Genomic DNA, 17,436 nt, shown 5'->3' on the forward strand with positions numbered 1-17,436 from the left:
CGTGGCGGTGTCGCTCGTGGTGCTCGCCCTGGTCGCTGCGTGGATCGGCACCGAAGCGGTCCTCGCCGCCATCGGCCGGCCCCCGCTGCTCGCCGACCCGCAGACCGTCGTCGACGCTGCGCTCCGCCCGGACGCCGCGTTCGTCACGATCGCGGAGGTCATCGCCGTGGTCCTGCTGGTCCTCGGCGTGGTCCTGATCGTCCTGGCCCTGAAGCCCGGCCGGCAGCACCGCTCCGTCATCGACCACGACCGTGGTGCCGTCGTCATCGACACCCGCATCCTCGCCTCCACCGCCGCGAACGCCGCGGGAATGGCCGCCGGTGTCCCGGAGGGCAACGCGTCCGCGACCGCCCGCGGACGCTCCACGAAGGTCCGTGTGGTGCCCGTCAGCGGGATCCCCGTCGACGACGCGGTCATCCGCGACGCCGTCCGGGACCGCCTGTCCGGGTTGGACGAACGCTTCGGCCGACGCGTCAGTGTCACGGTCGAGGAGAAGGGAACCCTCGCATGACCAAGAGCAACCGGACCCTGAACCGGATCATCCTGTTCGTCCTCGGCCTCGTCGCGGTCATCGTCGGCATCGTCGTCGGCGCGGGCGTCCTGCCCGCCGTCCGCGACGCGATCTCCGGCACCATCCAGCTGCCCCGGAACCTGACCGTTCCGGCGTCGTCGCTGTGGATCATCGGCGCGGCCTGCGCCGTGGTGATCGTCCTGGCGTTGGTGTGGGTGTTCACCCGCGGTGGTGGCGGCACGTCCGTCGCCGTCCGGGAACGCTCCGGCGACGACCAGGTCACCGTCAACGTCGCCCTCGTCCGCGACGTCGTCGACCACGAACTCGACGGTGTCCGCGACGTCATCAGCGCCCGCGTCGACACGTACCTCGTCCGCCGGCAACGCGCCGCACGCATCCGCGTCGCGGTCCGCCGCGGTGGCGACGCCGTCACCGTCCTCACCGCCGTCGACCGGGCCATCACCGTCCTGGACCGCACCCTCGGCCGGCAGATCCCCGTCCTCGTCCACCTCACCGGCGGCACCCGCTCCACCCTCGCCAAACCCACCCGCGTCCACTGACACCCGTCAGCCGGACGTGACCCGGGCCTCCCGGCCCACCAGATCACCACCCACCGGGCACACGCCCGACCGAAGAAAGGACCCGTCATGGGACTCGACGACAAGATCAAGAACGCTGCTCAGGACCTCGCCGGCAAGGCGAAGGAAGCGGTCGGCAAGGCCACGAACGACGACTCCAAGGTCGCCGAGGGCCAGAAGGACCAGGCCGCCGCGAGCGTCAAGCAGACCGGCGAGGACGTCAAGGACGTCTTCAAGAAGTAGGACGCACGAACCGTGTCGGGGCACTCGCCTGGTCGAGTGCCCCGACGCGTTCCGGCGGAACCGAACGAGGAGAGAACGATGCAGCACGACCCGAATGCGCACACGCAGGTCACCGAGGTGGCACTGCCCGCGGAACTCACGCAGCCGCTGCCAGACGACGCGAACACCGTGACGATCGTGGCCCGGACCGCGGCGGAGACCGCACTGGGCGTCCCCGGCGTGCACCACCTCGGCGGTTTCGCCTCGCGGGCGGCCGACGAACTGCGGAAGCAGCTCGGCCGCAGTGCCGGGACCGCCGGGGTCCAGGTCGACGACGAGGAGGGCGCACTGTCCGTGCAGGTCTCCGTCGTCGTCAGCTACCCGCACCCGGTGATCGCCGTCGCGGACGAGGTCCGCAAGCAGGTGACGTCGGCCACGCGCCAGCTTTCGGACGTCCCGACCTCCGTGGACGTCCGCGTGCTCGACGTGCACGGCCCGTTCGACGACGAGCAATCGCCGCTCGGCCGCGCGGCAGAGGCCACCGGCGACGCGGTCAAGCAGGCAGCGACCGCCGCCGCCGACGCCACCAAGCGGGCCACCGACGCCACGGGCGAGGCGCTCAAGGAGGCCGCGACGGTCACCGCGGACGCCACGAAGCGCGCCGCATCCGCCACGGCCGACGTGACGAAGCGCACCGCCGAGGCAACGGCCGACGTCGCTCGACAGGCCGCCGACGCCACCCGCGACGCCGCGGAGGCCACCGTCGAGCAGGCCGGCAAGGCTGCCGATGCCACGGCCGACGCCACCCGCCGTGCGGCCGACGCGACCGCCGACGCCACGAAGCGTGCCGTCGACAGCGCAGCCCAGACCACCGGCAACGTCCGGGACGCGGCAGCGGAGGCGCTCGTCCGGTCCTCCGAGTTGGCAGCGGACGCCGCCGACTCGGCGAAGGACGCCGCGGCCGGCGCACGTGACGCCGTCGTCGACACAGTGACCGAACCTGCTGCCACCGAGTCCGCGGCGCCCGCGGATCGTGCCGCTGCGGCTGCCGAGGCAGCGGAGGACGCTGCCGACGCCGCGGAGGACGCAGCCGCAGCAGCGGCCGAGTCAGCCGACGCAGCCGCACAGGTGGCCGCTGACGATGCACCGGCCGGGTCGGACACCGACGCGCAGGCCGGTCGACACCGCCAGGACCGCTCGTGACCACCGCGTGGTCGGGCAACCGCCGGACGAAGGTCCGGCGGCCCCGCCCCCGCGGCGTCTGGATCGCGAGCGGCATCGGCGTCGTCCTGGTCCTCGGGACGCTGCTCGGAGCGTTCCTCCCCCTCGTCGGGTTCCTCGGCGGGGTGACCGCCACCACCGCCGGACTCGTCCCGTTCCCGTTCGTCCGGGTGACGATCGTGGCGCTGCTCGGGGCCGTCGTGGTCCTCGGGTTGCTGCTCCTGGCGTTCACCCGACGGCACACCACCACGGCGACGATCGCCGTCGTGCTCGCCGTCCTGGTCAGCATCGCCGTGACCGCGGTCCCGGTCGTGCTGGTGGCCGTCGGTTCGGCGGACCGTGCCGGCGACGTGTGGCCCATCGTCACGGAGCTCTGGAACCGCTTCACCGGCTGAGGTCCTCGGCCGCCCGCACCACCATCGAAGGAGTCCCCATGCGCAACCGCATCATCCTCATCGGCGCCATCGTCTTCATCGGGTTCTGGTTCGGCGCGCGCGCCACCCGCCCCGTGAACAAGAAGTCGAAGACCCAGACCGCGCGCGAGCTGTGGAACGACCCGCGTTCGCGGAAGGCACGCAAGAAGCTCGGCAAGAAGATCGCCAAGGCGACCAAGCACTGACACCACCGGAGGCGCGGTGCACGTGACCCGATCTGGGTCACGTGCACCGCGCCTCCCGTCCGCTACGGTCGCTCCCCGGCTGGCGGCTCGGACCGGCACCCGATCCTGCGCCGGGGCTCCCCGGAGGACCGTGTCGAGGGTGCGTCCCTCACGCTCGGGTACGAGTGGCAGATGCGGGCCGTCGACGACGACGAGGTCGCCGACCACCAGCGCGTCGAGGTGACCCTCGGGTCGGGCGCGACGGCTTGGGTTTACGTGGCCGCCGACGAGGCCTGAGCGGCTCCGAGCCGGCCGAGCCCCTCGTCGATCGACACCGCGGGCATCCACCGCAGATCACGACGGGTGCGCCGCTGGTCGAACCAGTGCGCCGTCGACAGCTGCTCGGCGAGGAACCGGGTCATCGGCGGCTCGTCCTCGCCCGGACGCACACGCCAGACCGCCTCGACGAGCGACCCTGCGAACCGGGCCACCGCGGCCGGCACGTGCACCCGCGGCGCCGGGACCCCGGACGCGGTGCAGATCCCGGCGAGCAGGTCCCCGACGGGCCGGGGCTCCCCGTTCGTCACGACGTACGCATTGCCGTGCACCCCGTCGTCGGCGGCGTGGTCGAGCGCGGCGACCATCGCGGACGCGGCGTTGTCGACGTAGAGCGTGTCGATGAGCGCGGCGCCGGAGTCGAGCAGCGGCAGGCACCCCGTGCGGGCACGGTCGACGATCCGGCCGACGAGCTGCGTGTCACCGGGCCCCCACACGAGGTGCGGGCGGACGGCGACGACGGCGAACCCGGGGGCGTCCGCGGCGAGTGCGAGCAGCTCGGCCGCGGCCTTCGTCCGGGCGTAGTCGCCGCGGGCCCGCGCGGGCTCGGCGGGTCCGGCGTCCGCGCCGACGAGGGACGACCCGGTGTGCGCGACCGAGGGCGAGGAGACGAACACGAACCGCTCCACGCCGGCGCCACGTGCAGCGTCGAGGAGCGTCCGGGTGCCGTCGACGTTCACGCGGACGAAGTCGTCGGGGTCGCCGGCGAGCGAGACCTTGGCGGCGAGGTGGACGACCGCCTCGATGCCCTCGACGGCCCGGGCCACGGCTGCGGGGTCGGTCATGCTGCCGAGCACGTCCCACACTCCCTCGACCCCGGAGGGCCGTCGCTGGAACGTCCGGACCTCGTGCCCCGCAGCACGCACGGCCGCGGCGGTCGCCTGCCCGAGGAACCCGCTCGCACCGGTGACGAGGACCCTCACGGCCGGACCATCCGTCCACCGGACAGCACCGAGGCCGCCCACCGGGACAGCCGTGCACGGTCGACCTTCGAGTTGTGCCGGATGTCGGTCGGGAGCTCGGGCACCGTCAGCACCGCGGCGACGGGGATCCCCGCGGCAGCCCGGACGGCCCGGGCGAGGTCGGGGTCGGCGAGCGTCGGCCGACGGGTGCGGCGCCCACCGGTCGTCTCCACGACGGCGACGGCCTGCTGCGTGCCGCGGGGCCCGATGCCGGCGAGCCCGGCGCGACCGACACCGGGGACGCGCTCGATCCGCTGCTCGGGACCGACGGGCGTGACGACCCCGTCCGCCGTGGTGAGCACGTGCTGCAGGCGTCCCTCGACCCAGAGCCGACCGGCACTGTCGAGGTGGCCGACGTCGCCCGTGCGGTGCCCGCGCGGGTCCGCCACACCGAGCCGCGACACCCGGTTCTGGCGCCAGAGCCGGTCGTACCGCTCGCGGACGTGCGGCGCCGCGACGACGATCTCGCCCGTGACGCCCGGGTCCTCGGTGAGCGCTCCGGACGGCTCGCCGGAGTCGTCGAGCGGGGCGATCCGCACGCGGACGCCGGTGGCGGGTCGGCCCACGCAGATGCCGTCCTCGTCCGGGGCGTCGGCGGCTGCGGCGCGCACGCCGTCGAGGTCGACGTCGGTCATCAGCAGCCCCTCGGTCATCCCGTAGGGCGTGTGGGCGCTCGCGTTCGGCATGAGCTCGGTGGCCGCGGTCAGCAGCTCGGCCGACACCGGTGCACCGGCCGACAGGAACAGCCGCACGCGACCGAGCGCCGCACGGTCCGCTGCCGTGAGTGCACCGGCGGTCGCCACGACGTTCGCGACGGCCGCGGGTGACAGGAACACGACGGTGGCGTCCGCCGCGGTGACCGAGTCGGCGACCGCCCGAGCGGTCAGGGTCCGGGGCGCGGTGACGTCCATGTCGGGTGCGACCGACCGGGCGCCGAGCGCGGGGCCGAGGAGCGCGAACGGGGCGAACCCGGCGACGAGGCCGGTGCCGACGCCGATGTCGTACTGCGCCGCGAGGGTGTCACGGACCGCGCCGAGCTGCCCGTGCGTGTACACGACGCCCTTGGCCGGCCCGGTCGACCCGGACGTGAAGAGGACCGCGGCCGGCGCGTCGGACGACGGCGCTCCGGGCAGCGCGGTGCCCCGTGCGAGGCGCTGCGCTCCGCGTCGTGCGACCTCGACGAGCGTGTGCTCGACCCGGAGCGCCCGACGAGCAGGCGCCGGCAACGACACCGTCGCGATGCGCCGACCGGGCCAGCCGAGCGCCCGTGCGGCCCCGAGGCCGGGCAGCGCGCCGATGATCCAGTCGGGACGGGCACCGCGCACCGCACGGGTCAGGCCGCGCAGGCCGAGCCCGGCATCGGCCACGACGACGACCGCCCCGATGCGCACGCTGGCGTACAGGACGGCGGTCAGGTCCGCGCCGGGGGTGACGAGGAGCGAGACGCGGTCACCGGCGCGGACGCCGAGGTCGACCAGTCCGGCCGCGATCTCGCCGACCCGACGGGCGAGCAACCGCCACGAGACGGTCCGGGGACCGCCGGCGGCGGCCATCTCGACGAGCGCGGCCTCGTCGCTGTCGCGCAGCTCGTCGAGTGCGGCCCAGAGCGGGCGGCGCACGTCGGCGTCGTCGTCGGTGGGGGCCTGGAGGGACGGCTCGGCCCCCGCGGGCACGCGACCGTCCGGCAGGTGGTCACCGAGCCACTCGACGACCGTCCCGGCGACGTCGGCGTCGTCCGGCAGCAGGTGCCCGGCGCCCTCGAAGCGGTGGACGTCCGCGTGCGGCAGCCGCTCCGCGAGGTCGTCGAGGTAGCGCTCCAGGAACACCGGGTCGCGCGGCCCCCACATCACGAGGGCGGGGACCTCGAGCGCGGCGACGCCGGCGGCGATCCGGTCGAGCTCGGGTGCGCTCGGGTGGTCGCCGTCGACGGGGATGTCGGCCACGAACCCACCGACGCCCCCACGACGGGCCGCTCCGCGGTAGGGCGCGCGGTACGCATCGGCGGTGGCACGGTCGAGCCGCGGGTGGGCGATCGCGAGCGTCGTCTCGAGGAACGCCGGCGTCAGCACCGTGGCACGGCCGAGGAGCTCCGGACGGAGCGCGAGCCGCAGCGGTGCGGGGATCGGGGCGTCGTCGGGCTGGTGCACCGCGGTGTTGCACGTCGTGACGGCCGCCACGAGGTCCGGGTGGTCGACCGCCCAGCCGAGGGAGACGACACCGCCCCAGTCGTGCCCGAGGGTGACCACCGGGCCGGACAGCTCGAGTTCGTCGGTCAGCGCGCCGAGGTCCCGCACGCGGTCCGCGAGCCCGTGCTGCACGCCGGTGCGCTCCGAGAAGCCCATGTCGAGCTGGTCGACCGCGACGACCCGCCACGCCGGACCACCGGCGGCGGCGACGTCGAGCGAGGTGCGGAGCACCGACCGCCACAGGTACGACCAGGTCGGGTTGCCGTGCACGCACAGCAGGGTGCCGACGGGTTCCACGCCGAGCGCGGCCAGGGAGCCGGCCGTGTCGAGGAGGTGCCACGAGCGCTCGGGGCGAGCCGTGCCTCCTGGATCCGCAGCGGCGGGGACCGTGACGATGCGCGACCAGGCGGGGTCGAGTCCGGGCAGGGGCGGCGGGGGCGTCGCCGGAGCCGTGGCAGCGGCGACGCGCGGGAGGCCGGACCTCACCAGCGCAGTTCCATCATCGCCGTGTTGATGCCGGAGCCGACACCGCCGAGGAACACCCGGTCGCCGGGGCGGATGGCACCGCGGGCGACCTCGTCCGCGAGGGTGATCGGGATCGACGCCGGACCGACGTTGCCGAAGCGCTCGTACGTCGTCGGGACCTTGTCGCGCGGGACGCCGATGGCCTCGACGAAGGCGTTCGTGTGCACGTCGGAGACCTGGTGGAGCACGTAGCGGTCCATGTCAGCCCAGTCGAAGTGGGAGCGTGCTTCGTTCCAGGCGGCGACGACGAGTTCCATGCCGCCCTTGAGGAGCATCTTCGCGTCGGTGAACATGCCGTCGACGCTGCCGACGCAGAGGTCGTACCACTGGGTCGCCGCGCGGGTGACGCCGCCGACGATCCGGTGGCCGCCCGGGTGCATGTCCGCCGGGCCGAGCACGGCCGCGGCGGCGCCGGACCCGAGCGTCAGGCTGGCGAACTCGCTCATGAAGTCCTTGCGGTTGCGGCCGCCCTGGTTCAGGCGCTCGATGGTGTTGAGCTGCACCTGGTCGGCGTCCTCGCCGTCCACCACGAGTGCGTACTTGATCTGACCGGAGTCGATCATGCCCGCGGCGACGCTCATCGCGTTGACGAACCCGAGGCAGGCGTTCGCGATGTCGAAGTTGATCGCGGACGACGGCAGGCCGAGCCCGTGGTGCAGGCGCACGGCCACCGACGGCTCGAGGTGCGGGCGCGTCACCGACGTGTTGATGAGCAGGCCGACGTCCTCGGGGCGGATGCCCGCCTCGGCCATGGCGCGGCGTCCGGCGTCGATGGCGGCGTCCTGGAAGGACTGGCCCTCGCCCCAGTTCCGGCGTTCCTTGACCCCGGCCACGCGCTCGAGGAGTCCCATCGGCAGGCGCAGGCGTCGCAGCACCCCGCGGAGCTTCTCCTCGATGTCGGCCGAGGTGGTCACGCGTTCCGCCACGGTCGTCGCGACCGAGAGCAGCGCGACGTTGTCGTGCTTGGCCGTGGCGTTGCCGGGCCGCTCCGTTTCGGTGCTCGTCGCCTGGTCGACCGGCCGTTCCGTCATGATCGTCACCGACACATACTTCCGCATCTGGCCTGGGTACGCGATCCGGATGCGCTGACAGGCGGGGGACAGTGCACTCCGGATGTGCCTCACGCCTCGGGCTGACGCGGCTCCTTGGGCAGCTTGCGCACCTTCGCGCGGCGCTTCCGGCGCTCGGGGATCATCGAGCGCATCTCCTCGAGCTTGCCGAAGCAGAGCAGGCGGTCGCCGGGCTCGAGGGCCACGCCGCTGCGCGGGTTCGGGATCACGCCCGAGCCGCGGTGCAGCGTCAGGACGGTGATGTCGCGGTCCCAGAGACCGGACTCCTTGATGGTCTTCCCGACGAGGTCGGCGTTCGTGTGCACGAGCAGCTCGGCGACGCCGTAGCCGGTCGAGACGGAGAGCCGCTGCCGGACGTCGATCTCGGGGAAGGCCACCTGGTTCGCGATGAAGTCGATGATCGCGCCGGCGATGTCGAGGCCGGTGGCGCGCTCGATGCCCTCGAGCCCCGGGGAGGAGTTGACCTCCATCACGAGCGGCCCGTCGTTGCCCTCGAGCATGTCGACGCCGGCGACCCGCAGGCCCATGATCTGCGCCGAGCGGACGGCGGCCTCTTCGTACTCGGGCGTCAGCGTGACCTTCTCGACCGTCCCGCCGCGGTGCACGTTCGACCGGAACTCGTCTCCGGAGGCGCTCCGACGCATCGCCGCGACCACCCGGTCACCGACGACGAGCGCGCGGATGTCCTTGCCGCGGCTCTCCGAGATGAAGCTCTGGATGAGCACGTTCTGCTTCGTGGAGTGCAGGGTCTCGACGATCGACTCGGCGACCTTCGCCTCGGGAGCGAGGATGACGCCGATGCCCTGCGTGCCCTCGAGCAGCTTGATGACGACGGGCGCTCCGCCGACGCGCTCGATCGCCCCGCGGACGTCGGCGCGGCCGTTCACGAACGTCGTCGCGGGCATGCCGATGTCGTGCCGCGAGAGGATCTGGTTCGCCCGCAGCTTGTCGCGCGAGTTCGTGATCCCGTTGGCGGTGTTCGGCGTGTAGACGTCCATCTGCTCGAACTGCCGGACCACCGCGGTGCCGTAGTAGGTGATCGAGTTCCCGATGCGCGGCAGCACGGCGTCGTAGTCGGACAGGAGTTTGCCGCGGTACTGCAGGTCGGGGTCGTCGCCGGTCAGGTCGATCGCGAACCGGAGCGTGTTGAGCACCTTCACCTCGTGCCCGCGGTCGATCGCGGCGGCCCGGAGGCGCTCCGTCGAGTACGCGTGCGGCGCACGCGACAGGATGGCGAGTTTCATCGGGGAGGCTCCGGGGTTGGTATCGACGGCGACGCTCCATCCAAGCATGCGACAGGATGGGCACATGGCCCGAGTACCGAAGTCCCCGAACGGCGGTCTCGTGGTCGCCGGCTGGCGGGAGTGGGCGGCCCTGCCGAGCCTCGGCATCCCGTGGATCAAGGTGAAGCTCGACACCGGTGCGCGCAGCTCGGCGCTGCACGCGTTCGACCTCGAGGAACTCCCCGGCGACCGGGTCCGCTTCTCGGTGCACCCCTGGCAGGACACCGACGCCGACGCCGTCACGATCGAGTGCGACGTGCACGACCGGCGCATCGTCCGGAGCTCCACCGGGCACACCCAGGAGCGCATCGTGGTCCTCACCGAGATGTCCCTCGCCGGGCGTGTCTTCGAGGCCGAGGTCACGCTGAGCAACCGCGACCAGATGGGCTTCCGGATGCTCGTCGGCCGCGAGGCACTGCGCCAGGGGTTCCTCGTCGACCCGGCTCGCTCGTTCATGGCCGGCCGGGCGCCGAAGGAGATCCGCCGCCGCAACCGCGGTCGCGCCTGACGGCTCGCCGAACTCGCCGCCGACGCAGTGCGCGGCGCGCGCGGGATCCGCTGAAGTCGTCCGCGCGGTGACCGTTCCGGTTCGCGGATCCCGGGGATCGTGAACCGGAACGGTCACCGACGGAACCGTAAACGGCCGTCGGCTCGACCAGCCGACGGACTGGAGGGACGGTGCGGGGCCGACCCGCGCCTCCAGGCCGCCGTCGGCGCGGGTCAGGCCTGCAGGTGCCGGCCCAGGAACCGCAGCTGCTGCGGCGCGAGCCGCCGCCAGTAGGCGGTGGTGTGCCCGCCCGGCTCGAACTCGCCGGCCGGTGCGGTCGCGAAGCCGTCGACGTACGCGCGCACGGCGGGCTCGAACCCGTCGCCGGTGCCACAGTCGACGCGGACCGCGACGCCGTCGAGGGACGACTGTCGGCCGAGCACCGTGTTCGCGGCGAAGTCCGCGGGGTCGTCGAAGGCGCCACGTGCCGTCTCCCCCGCCGACCGCCACAGCGCGGGGCTGATCACGGAGACCGCACGCACCCGCGCCGAGCCGAGCGCGCCGGCGATGTGGAGCGCGCCGTAGCCGCCCATCGAGTAGCCGGTGAACGCGAGCCGCGCGGTGTCGAACCCGCGGCGGGCGAGCAGCGGCAGGAACTCGTCGACGACCATCGCGGCCGGGTCGTCGCCGTCCGCGCGGCGGTGCCAGTAGCGGTTGCCGCCGTCGACCGCGGCGATGGCGAACGGCGCTCCGCCCGCGGCGACGTACGCGGCGAGGAACCGGTCGTAGCCGAGGTGGGAGCCGAAGAAGTCCGCGTGGTCGTCGCCGTAGCCGTGCATGGCGACCGCGATCGGCAGGGGGCCGTCGGAGTGCGGCGCGGCGATCGTCCAGCCGACCTCGAGGCCCTTCCGAGCGCGCGACGAGAACGACCCGGACACGGTCGGCACCGGCGTGACGTCGGGGACGGTGCCCGCCGGTCCGTCGAGGCCGAGCACGCGGTACATCGTCGAGCGGCCGGGGAGCAGCCGGAGGTTCACGGCCTCGGCAGCGGCACCGGCCACGACGACCGCGGCGCCGCCGGCGAGGAGGGAGCGGCGGGTGATCCGGGCCGCGCGCGAGCTGCTCATGCGAGGGGGACGATGCCGTCCGAGGTCACACGCGTCATCACGAGGGTCGAGGGGATCCGCTGCACACCGGGCAAGCTACCGAGTCGGGTACCGGAGGACCTCGGGTACACGCGGACGTCAGGTGTGAAGTCGCGCAGGAACCGGTCGCTCCGCCGACCCGAGGAGCGCGTCGGCGACGGCACGCGCGGTGGCGGTCCCGAGGCCGGGTTCGCGGAGGCGCATCGCGAGGTACCCCGAGACGAGGAGCAGCAGCTGCTCGGCGAGCGCCCCGGCGTGTGCGCCGACCACGGGCTCGGCCGACTCGGTCAGGCGTCGCCGCAGGGTGTCCGTCTCGCGGTCGAGGACCGCGCGGACGTCGGACGGGGCGTCGACGTACTCGGCCGCCGTGCCGAGGAACGCGCACCACCGCGACCCCGACGGCGTGGAGCGGTAGGCGTCGAGGGCGTCGAACACCGCGAGCAGTCGGCCGCGGTCGTCCTCGGCGGCGTCGACGGCCCGGTCCCACGTGGCGAGCCAGTCGTCGTGTCGACGGGCCAAAGCTGCGGCGACGAGCGACTCCTTGCTGGCGTACCCGCGGTAGAGCGTGGCGCTCGAGATCCCCGCGCGCTCGAGGACGGCGTCGATCGGCGTCGCGGCGATGCCCCGGGTGAAGAAGAGCTCCTCGGCGGCGTCGAGCAGCTTCTGCTCGGTTCCTGGACGCATCGCCATGAGAGCACCCTAGGCTCTCAAAAGTGAAACGATCGTTTTCGTTACGACAGTCGGTGTTCCTGGGGAGCGGCCTCGGCCTGATCGCCGCGACCTACGGCCTGGTCCGGCTGGCGTACGGGCTGTTCCTGCCCGACGTCCAGCGGGACCTCGGGCTGCGCGCCGACGCCGCGGGGTGGGTCTCGTCCGGAGCCTCGGCGATGTACTGCGTCGGCGCCGTGGTCGGGTACCGCTGTGCCGGCCGCGTGCCCCGGGTCCTCGTGGCGGTCGCCGCCGTCGTCGCGGGCGGTGGTGCACTCAGCATGGCCGCGGCCGGCGACCCCACGGCGTTCGCGATCGCGTCGGTCGTCGGTTCGGCGGGCGCGGGGCTGGCCTCGCCCGCACTCGTCAGTCTCGTGACGGCCCTCGTGCCGCAGCCGGCACAGGGCCGGGCGCAGGCCGTGGTGAACGCCGGGACGGGCCCCGGCCTCGTCGCCGCGGGCGTGCTCGCGCTCGTGCTCCTGCCCGACTGGCGGACCGCGTGGACGTGGTCCGGGATCGCGGCGCTGGTCGTCGGGGCGGTCCTGCTCGCGTCCTCGTGGTCTCCCCGCCGGACGGCGACGGCCGGGCAGACCCCCACGAAGCGAGCACCGGCCCCGGACCGGGCGTGGTGGACGGCGCACCGTGCGGTCCTCGTGCTCGCCCTGCTCTTCGGCGCAGGGTCGGCGGTCGTGTGGACCTACGGCCGCTCGGTGCTCGTCGACGCCGGCGCACCGGTCGCCGTCTCGGTGTCCGCGTGGATCGCGCTCGGCGCGGGCGGTGCCGCCGTCGTGGCGACCGCCCGGTGGACGAGTCGACTGCGTGCCCGGACGCAGTGGACGCTCACCACCGCCGCCGTCGCCCTCGGTGTGCTGGCACTCGGCACGGTGCCGCAGTGGACGCCCGTGGCGCTCGTCGCGTGCGCCGTGTTCGGCTGGGGGTACACGGCGGCGACCGGGGCCCTGATCGCGTGGACCACCGAGGTCGATCCGGAGCGGTCGTCGGCCGGCACCTCGGTGCTCTTCGTGGCGCTCGTTCTCGGCCAGGCCAGCGGTGCCGCGGCGGCCGGAGCGGTCGTCGAACCGCTGGGGTCGCTCGGCACGTTCGGGGCCGGGGCGCTCGTGACGGCCGCCTGTGCCGTGCTCGGCGCCCGGGTCAGAGCAGGGGGCGCAGCTCGATCTTCCGGTTGCACGCCACCGACGCCTCCTGCGCGACCCGCAGCGCGGTCTCGGCGTCCGGCAGGTCCATGACCCAGAACCCGGCGACGAACTCGGTCGGGTCCCCGACGAGCCCCGGGGTCGTGGTCGGCTCGGCGCGACGGGCGTCGACCACCACGGCGTCCGACGGCGCGGACACCCCGGCCGCGAAGACGACGGCGTCGCCGAGCCGCTCGTTGAGCGCGTCGACCGCGTCCGCCTCGGTCCGTGTCGCGGACTCGGTCCGACCGGCGGCCTCGGCCTGCCCGTCGTCGATGACGTTGACGAGGAACTGCATGGTGCCTCCCCTGTTCGGTTGGCGGCAGGCTACTCCGACCACCGCACCCGCTACCGTGGTGACCATGGGGACGACCGCGGAGTGGTCACGGCTGCCGGTGGGGCGCCGCGAGTTCCGCCAGGACGCCCTCCTCGCACTCGTCCTCGGCGCCGGACTGGCGATCACGACGATGCTCTACGGGTCGGCCGGGACCTACGGCGACGACCAGGCAGCGTGGTGGGTCTCGGCACTGCTCGTCGTGGCGAACGCCGCACCGGTCGCGTTCCGCCGCCGCTGGCCGATGACGATGGCGGTCGTCTCGGCGCTGGCCTTCGCGGCGACGCAGATCCTGCACGTGCCCGAGGTCTTCCTCGTGAACTTCACGCTGTTCATCGCCCTGTACACGGTCGGTGCGTGGTGCTCGGACCGTGTCCGCGCCGAGGTCGTGCGCTGGGTGGTCATCGGCGGCATGTTCGCCTGGCTGTTCGTCGCGATCGCCTTCGGCTGGGCGGTGCCGAACGCGCTGCCGAACGACGACGACGGCCTCATCCCGCCGTACATCGCGCTCTCGCTGCTCAACATCGTGATCAACGTCATCTACTTCGGCGCTGCCTGGTACGCCGGCAACCGGGCCTGGGCGTCGGCGGTGGCGAAGCACGAGCTCGACCTCCGCACCGCCGAGCTCGCCGCCGAACGCGAGCGGAGCGCTGCCCAGGCGGTGACGATCGAGCGCGTGCGCATCGCCCGCGAACTCCACGACGTCGTGGCGCACCACGTGTCACTCATGGGGGTGCAGGCCGGCGCGGCTCGACGCGTGATCGGCCACGACCCCGAGCAGGCGACGGCATCGCTCGGCGTGGTCGAGCAGAGCGCCCGGACCGCCGTCGAGGAGCTCCGCCGGATGCTCGGCACCCTCCGTGCCGACGAGGACGGCGGCGACGACGTCCGAGCGGCTCCGAGCACCGAGGGGCTCGGCCGGATCGGCGAGCTCGCCGACTCGGCCCGGACGGCGGGGCACCCGACCGAGTACGTCGTGGTCGGCAGCGTCCGCGACGTCCCGCCCACGGTCTCGGCGGTCGCGTACCGGATCGCGCAAGAGGCCGTGACGAACGTCCTCAAGCACGCCGGCCCGACGGCCCGGGCGGACGTCCGGGTGCGGTACCTCGACGACGGCGTCGAGGTCGAGGTCACCGACGACGGACACGGCGACCGGGCACCGCGGAACACCGCGGGCAGCGGACTCGGCCACGTGGGGATGCGCGAACGCGTCGCCGCGGTGGGCGGACGGATCGAGATCGGGCCGCGCGCCCGGGGAGGCTGGCTGGTGCGGGCATGGCTGCCGACGACCTGACCATCGTGCTCGCGGACGACCAGGACCTCGTCCGGGCCGGCTTCCGCGTCATCCTCGAGTCCGAGCCGGGGTTCCGGGTCGTCGGCGAGGCCGCTGACGGCGCCGAGGCGGTCGAGGCCGTGCGGACGCTCCGACCGGACGTGGTGTGCCTCGACGTCCAGATGCCGAACGTCGACGGGCTCGAGGCGGCGCGTCGGATCGCCGCGCTCCCGGAGCCACCGGCCGTGCTCGTCCTGACGACCTTCGACCACGACGACGCCCTCTTCCAGGCGCTCGAGGCCGGGGCGAGCGGATTCCTGCTGAAGAACGCCTCCCCCGAGCGGCTGATCGACGCCGTCCGCACCGTGGCGGCCGGCGACGCGCTGCTCGCCCCGGACGTGACCCGCCGGGTGATCAGCCGCGCGACCGCCGTGTCCGGGGCGCCCGCGGCACCGGACGGCGACGAGGCGGTCGTCACGGCAGGGCTGACCGAGCGTGAGACCGAGGTCCTCCGGCTGCTCGCCCGCGGGCTGAGCAACGCCGAGATCGCGACGGAGCTGTGGGTCGGTGAGGCGACCGTGAAGACCCACGTGTCGAACGTCCTCCAGAAGCTCGGTCTGCGCGACCGCATCCAGGCGGTCGTCTGGGCCTTCGAGCACGGCGTGGCCGGAACCCCCGCCTAGACCCCCGTCCGACCCGCGCTCCCCCACGCGGCGGAGCCCGCGGCGCCCCGATCCCCGTCGCCAGCCGGAGGCGCCCGCCGCACCCCGCGCAATAGCGTCGACGCAGGCGGAGCGAACCGCCGCGAGAGGGGAACGACATGCTCACCATCGACGGGGTGACCAAGCAGTACGGCGACCGCCGCGTGCTCGACGACGTGACGTTCACGGTCGGCGACGGACGCCTGACCGGGTTCGTCGGCGGCAACGGCGCCGGCAAGACCACCACGATGCGGATCCTGCTCGGCGTGCTCCAGGCCGACGCCGGCACCGTGTCCATCGACGGCACCACGATCGGCCCGGCCGACCGTCGCCGCTTCGGTTACATGCCGGAGGAGCGCGGGCTCTACCCGAAGATGCCGGTCGCCGAGCAGATCACGTACTTCGCCCGGCTGCACGGCGTCGACAAGCGCACCGCGGCGAGCCGCACCACCGACCTGCTCGACCGGCTCGGCCTGGCGCCGCACGCCACCGACGCCGTCGAGAAGCTGTCCCTCGGCAACCAGCAGCGCGTGCAGGTCGCCGCCGCGCTCGCCCACGACCCCGAGGTCCTCGTGCTCGACGAGCCGTTCTCCGGCCTCGACCCGATGGCCGTCGACGTCGTGCTCGCCGTCCTGCGCGAGGCAGCGGCGGGTGGTGTGCCCGTGCTGTTCTCGAGCCACCAGCTGGACGTCGTCGAGCGGCTCTGCGACGACGTCGTGGTGATCGCCGGGGGCACGATCCGCGCCGCCGGCCCGCAGGACGAACTGCGGAAGCAGGCCGGCCCCGCCGCGTGGGAGCTCCTCGTCGACGGGGACGTCGCCTGGCTCCGCGACGAACCGGGCGTCACCGTCCGCGAGTTCGACGGCGGGTACGCCGTGTTCGAAGCCGACGACGCCACCGCGCAGCGCGTCCTGCAGCGGGCCGTCCAGCACGGCACCGTCGGGTCGTTCTCGCCGCGTGTCCCTCGGCTCAGCGAGGTCTTCCGGGAGGTCGTCCGATGAACGGCTCGTTCGTCCAGTCCGTCCGGCTCGTCGCCGCGCGCGAGATCCAGGCCCGCGTCCGCAGCAAGGCGTTCGTCGTGTCCGCCTGCATCCTCATCCTCATGGTCGTCGCGTCGATCGTCGTCGGCGGCATCGTCGGCAAGGCCACGGCGGGCGACACCACCCCGGTCGCGGTCGTCGACGGGGTCAGCCTGCCGACGAGCAAGGGGCTCGACGTCACCGAGGCGCCGACCGCTGCAGCCGCCGAACGGCTCGTCGAGAACGGTGACGTCGACGCGGCGGTCCTGCCGTCCGACGACCCGCTCGGCTACAAGGTCGTGGGGCTCGACGACGCCCCGACCGACGTCGTCCAGGCGCTGAGCGTCTCCCCCCGCATCGAGCTGCTCGACCCGAACGCGATCCCTGGCGGTTTGATCTACATCGTGGCTCTGGCCTTCGGCGTCGTGTACTTCGCGTCCGCCGTGACCTTCGGTCAGTCGATCGCGCAGAGCGTCGTCGAGGAGAAGTCCACCCGCGTCGTCGAGATCCTGATGGCGGCGATCCCGGCCCGGGCACTCCTGGCCGGCAAGGTCCTCGGCAACAGCGTGATGGCGTTCGCGCAGATCGTCGCGGTGGCGATCGCGGCGGCGGTGACGCTCGCGGTCACCGGGCAGGACAACATGTTCACGGTGCTCGGCCCGAGCATGCTCTGGTTCGTCGGGTTCTTCGCGATCGGCTTCGTGCTCATCGCCTCGCTGTTCGCGGCGGCCGCGGTGCTCGTCTCCCGCCAGGAGGACGTCGGCAGCGTCACCACCCCCGTGATGATGCTCGTGATGATCCCGTACATCCTCATCATCGTCGCGTACAACAACCCGACGATCCTCGGCGTGATGTCCTACGTGCCGTTCAGTGCGCCGATCGGGATGCCGATGCGGATCTTCCTCGGGACCGCCGAGTGGTGGGAGCCGATCCTGTCCCTCGTCATCGTGGCGGTCTCGGTCGTGCTCGTCGTGGTCGTCGGCGCCCGGATCTACGAGAACGCGCTGCTGCGCACCGGCAGCCGGGTGAAGCTGACGGAGGCACTGCGCGGCTGACGCCGCAGGACCGGACGGGAGGCGCGGTG

19 protein-coding genes are annotated in these 17,436 nt (G+C 73.4%); 12 read left to right on the forward strand and 7 right to left on the reverse strand.

Annotated elements, in window-relative coordinates; translation table 11 throughout:
• From BIV01_RS19800 to BIV01_RS12075, 6 genes are all read left to right on the forward strand, one after another.
• The coding region (locus BIV01_RS19800) for a DUF6286 domain-containing protein (RefSeq protein WP_071302997.1) at nucleotides 1–511 on the forward strand (511 nt) is incomplete at its 5' end.
• Nucleotides 508–1,071, forward strand: coding sequence for a hypothetical protein (locus BIV01_RS12055; protein WP_071302998.1), 564 nt, complete (start codon nucleotides 508–510; stop codon nucleotides 1,069–1,071). The genes BIV01_RS19800 and BIV01_RS12055, both read left to right, overlap by 4 nt.
• A gap of 87 nt (nucleotides 1,072–1,158) precedes the next feature.
• On the forward strand, nucleotides 1,159–1,332 hold the full coding sequence (locus BIV01_RS12060) for a CsbD family protein (protein WP_070418037.1): 174 nt from the start codon (nucleotides 1,159–1,161) through the stop codon (nucleotides 1,330–1,332).
• A 78-nt stretch (nucleotides 1,333–1,410) separates the two neighbouring features.
• Complete coding sequence (locus BIV01_RS12065) at nucleotides 1,411–2,514, forward strand: Asp23/Gls24 family envelope stress response protein (RefSeq protein WP_071302999.1); 1,104 nt, start codon at nucleotides 1,411–1,413, stop codon at nucleotides 2,512–2,514.
• Nucleotides 2,511–2,927 carry an MFS transporter permease gene (locus BIV01_RS12070; RefSeq protein WP_070418035.1) on the forward strand — a complete coding sequence of 139 codons (417 nt, stop codon included), beginning with the start codon at nucleotides 2,511–2,513 and terminating at the stop codon, nucleotides 2,925–2,927. The genes BIV01_RS12065 and BIV01_RS12070 overlap by 4 nt, the downstream gene beginning before the upstream one ends.
• Before the next feature lie 38 nt (nucleotides 2,928–2,965).
• Complete coding sequence (locus BIV01_RS12075) at nucleotides 2,966–3,151, forward strand: hypothetical protein (protein WP_070418034.1); 186 nt, start codon at nucleotides 2,966–2,968, stop codon at nucleotides 3,149–3,151.
• A 251-nt stretch (nucleotides 3,152–3,402) separates the two neighbouring features.
• Here the strand turns inward: BIV01_RS12075 and BIV01_RS12080 are convergent, their stop codons facing one another.
• The 4 genes from BIV01_RS12080 to rimK form a co-directional block, all read right to left on the reverse strand.
• The gene (locus BIV01_RS12080; RefSeq protein ID WP_071303064.1) at nucleotides 3,403–4,389 is read right to left on the reverse strand and encodes an NAD-dependent epimerase/dehydratase family protein; all 987 of its coding nucleotides are present in this window, start codon (nucleotides 4,387–4,389) and stop codon (nucleotides 3,403–3,405) included.
• Nucleotides 4,386–7,100: an alpha/beta fold hydrolase gene (locus tag BIV01_RS12085; RefSeq protein ID WP_071303000.1), complete on the reverse strand. Its 2,715-nt coding sequence runs from the start codon at nucleotides 7,098–7,100 to the stop codon at nucleotides 4,386–4,388. The genes BIV01_RS12080 and BIV01_RS12085 overlap by 4 nt, the downstream gene beginning before the upstream one ends.
• Complete coding sequence (locus BIV01_RS12090) at nucleotides 7,097–8,170, reverse strand: 3-oxoacyl-ACP synthase III (RefSeq protein WP_070419407.1); 1,074 nt, start codon at nucleotides 8,168–8,170, stop codon at nucleotides 7,097–7,099. The genes BIV01_RS12085 and BIV01_RS12090 overlap by 4 nt, the downstream gene beginning before the upstream one ends.
• A gap of 89 nt (nucleotides 8,171–8,259) precedes the next feature.
• Nucleotides 8,260–9,453 carry a 30S ribosomal protein S6--L-glutamate ligase gene (gene rimK, locus BIV01_RS12095; protein ID WP_070418032.1) on the reverse strand — a complete coding sequence of 398 codons (1,194 nt, stop codon included), beginning with the start codon at nucleotides 9,451–9,453 and terminating at the stop codon, nucleotides 8,260–8,262.
• Nucleotides 9,454–9,517: 64 nt separating this feature from the next.
• Here rimK and BIV01_RS12100 point away from each other — a divergent pair, with 64 nt between their 5' ends.
• Nucleotides 9,518–10,000: an ATP-dependent zinc protease family protein gene (locus tag BIV01_RS12100; RefSeq protein ID WP_070418031.1), complete on the forward strand. Its 483-nt coding sequence runs from the start codon at nucleotides 9,518–9,520 to the stop codon at nucleotides 9,998–10,000.
• 212 nt (nucleotides 10,001–10,212) lie between these two features.
• On the opposite strand, the gene BIV01_RS12105 is transcribed toward BIV01_RS12100, so the two are convergent.
• Both BIV01_RS12105 and BIV01_RS12110 read right to left on the reverse strand, forming a co-directional pair.
• Nucleotides 10,213–11,106 carry an alpha/beta hydrolase gene (locus tag BIV01_RS12105; protein WP_071303001.1) on the reverse strand — a complete coding sequence of 298 codons (894 nt, stop codon included), beginning with the start codon at nucleotides 11,104–11,106 and terminating at the stop codon, nucleotides 10,213–10,215.
• A 117-nt stretch (nucleotides 11,107–11,223) separates the two neighbouring features.
• The gene (locus BIV01_RS12110; protein WP_070418029.1) at nucleotides 11,224–11,814 is read right to left on the reverse strand and encodes a TetR/AcrR family transcriptional regulator; all 591 of its coding nucleotides are present in this window, start codon (nucleotides 11,812–11,814) and stop codon (nucleotides 11,224–11,226) included.
• A 23-nt stretch (nucleotides 11,815–11,837) separates the two neighbouring features.
• Between BIV01_RS12110 and BIV01_RS12115 the strand changes: the two genes are divergently transcribed.
• Nucleotides 11,838–13,079, forward strand: coding sequence for an MFS transporter (locus tag BIV01_RS12115; RefSeq protein WP_083414000.1), 1,242 nt, complete (start codon nucleotides 11,838–11,840; stop codon nucleotides 13,077–13,079).
• Here BIV01_RS12115 and BIV01_RS19010 read toward each other — a convergent pair.
• Nucleotides 12,985–13,323 carry a YciI family protein gene (locus BIV01_RS19010; protein WP_083414001.1) on the reverse strand — a complete coding sequence of 113 codons (339 nt, stop codon included), beginning with the start codon at nucleotides 13,321–13,323 and terminating at the stop codon, nucleotides 12,985–12,987. The genes BIV01_RS12115 and BIV01_RS19010 overlap by 95 nt on opposite strands.
• A 64-nt stretch (nucleotides 13,324–13,387) precedes the next feature.
• Here BIV01_RS19010 and BIV01_RS12120 point away from each other — a divergent pair, with 64 nt between their 5' ends.
• From BIV01_RS12120 to BIV01_RS12135, 4 genes are all read left to right on the forward strand, one after another.
• Entirely contained in the window at nucleotides 13,388–14,653 is a 1,266-nt protein-coding gene (locus tag BIV01_RS12120) for a sensor histidine kinase (protein ID WP_071303065.1), read from the forward strand.
• Entirely contained in the window at nucleotides 14,635–15,315 is a 681-nt protein-coding gene (locus BIV01_RS12125) for a response regulator (RefSeq protein ID WP_071303003.1), read from the forward strand. The genes BIV01_RS12120 and BIV01_RS12125 overlap by 19 nt, the downstream gene beginning before the upstream one ends.
• A 137-nt stretch (nucleotides 15,316–15,452) precedes the next feature.
• The gene (locus tag BIV01_RS12130; RefSeq protein ID WP_070418024.1) at nucleotides 15,453–16,334 is read left to right on the forward strand and encodes an ABC transporter ATP-binding protein; all 882 of its coding nucleotides are present in this window, start codon (nucleotides 15,453–15,455) and stop codon (nucleotides 16,332–16,334) included.
• Nucleotides 16,331–17,407: an ABC transporter permease gene (locus BIV01_RS12135; RefSeq protein WP_070418023.1), complete on the forward strand. Its 1,077-nt coding sequence runs from the start codon at nucleotides 16,331–16,333 to the stop codon at nucleotides 17,405–17,407. Before BIV01_RS12130 ends, BIV01_RS12135 begins: the two co-directional genes overlap by 4 nt.
• Nucleotides 17,408–17,436 lie beyond the last annotated feature (29 nt).

The organism is Curtobacterium sp. MCBA15_013, from assembly GCF_001865095.1.
Lineage (GTDB): Bacteria > Actinomycetota > Actinomycetes > Actinomycetales > Microbacteriaceae > Curtobacterium.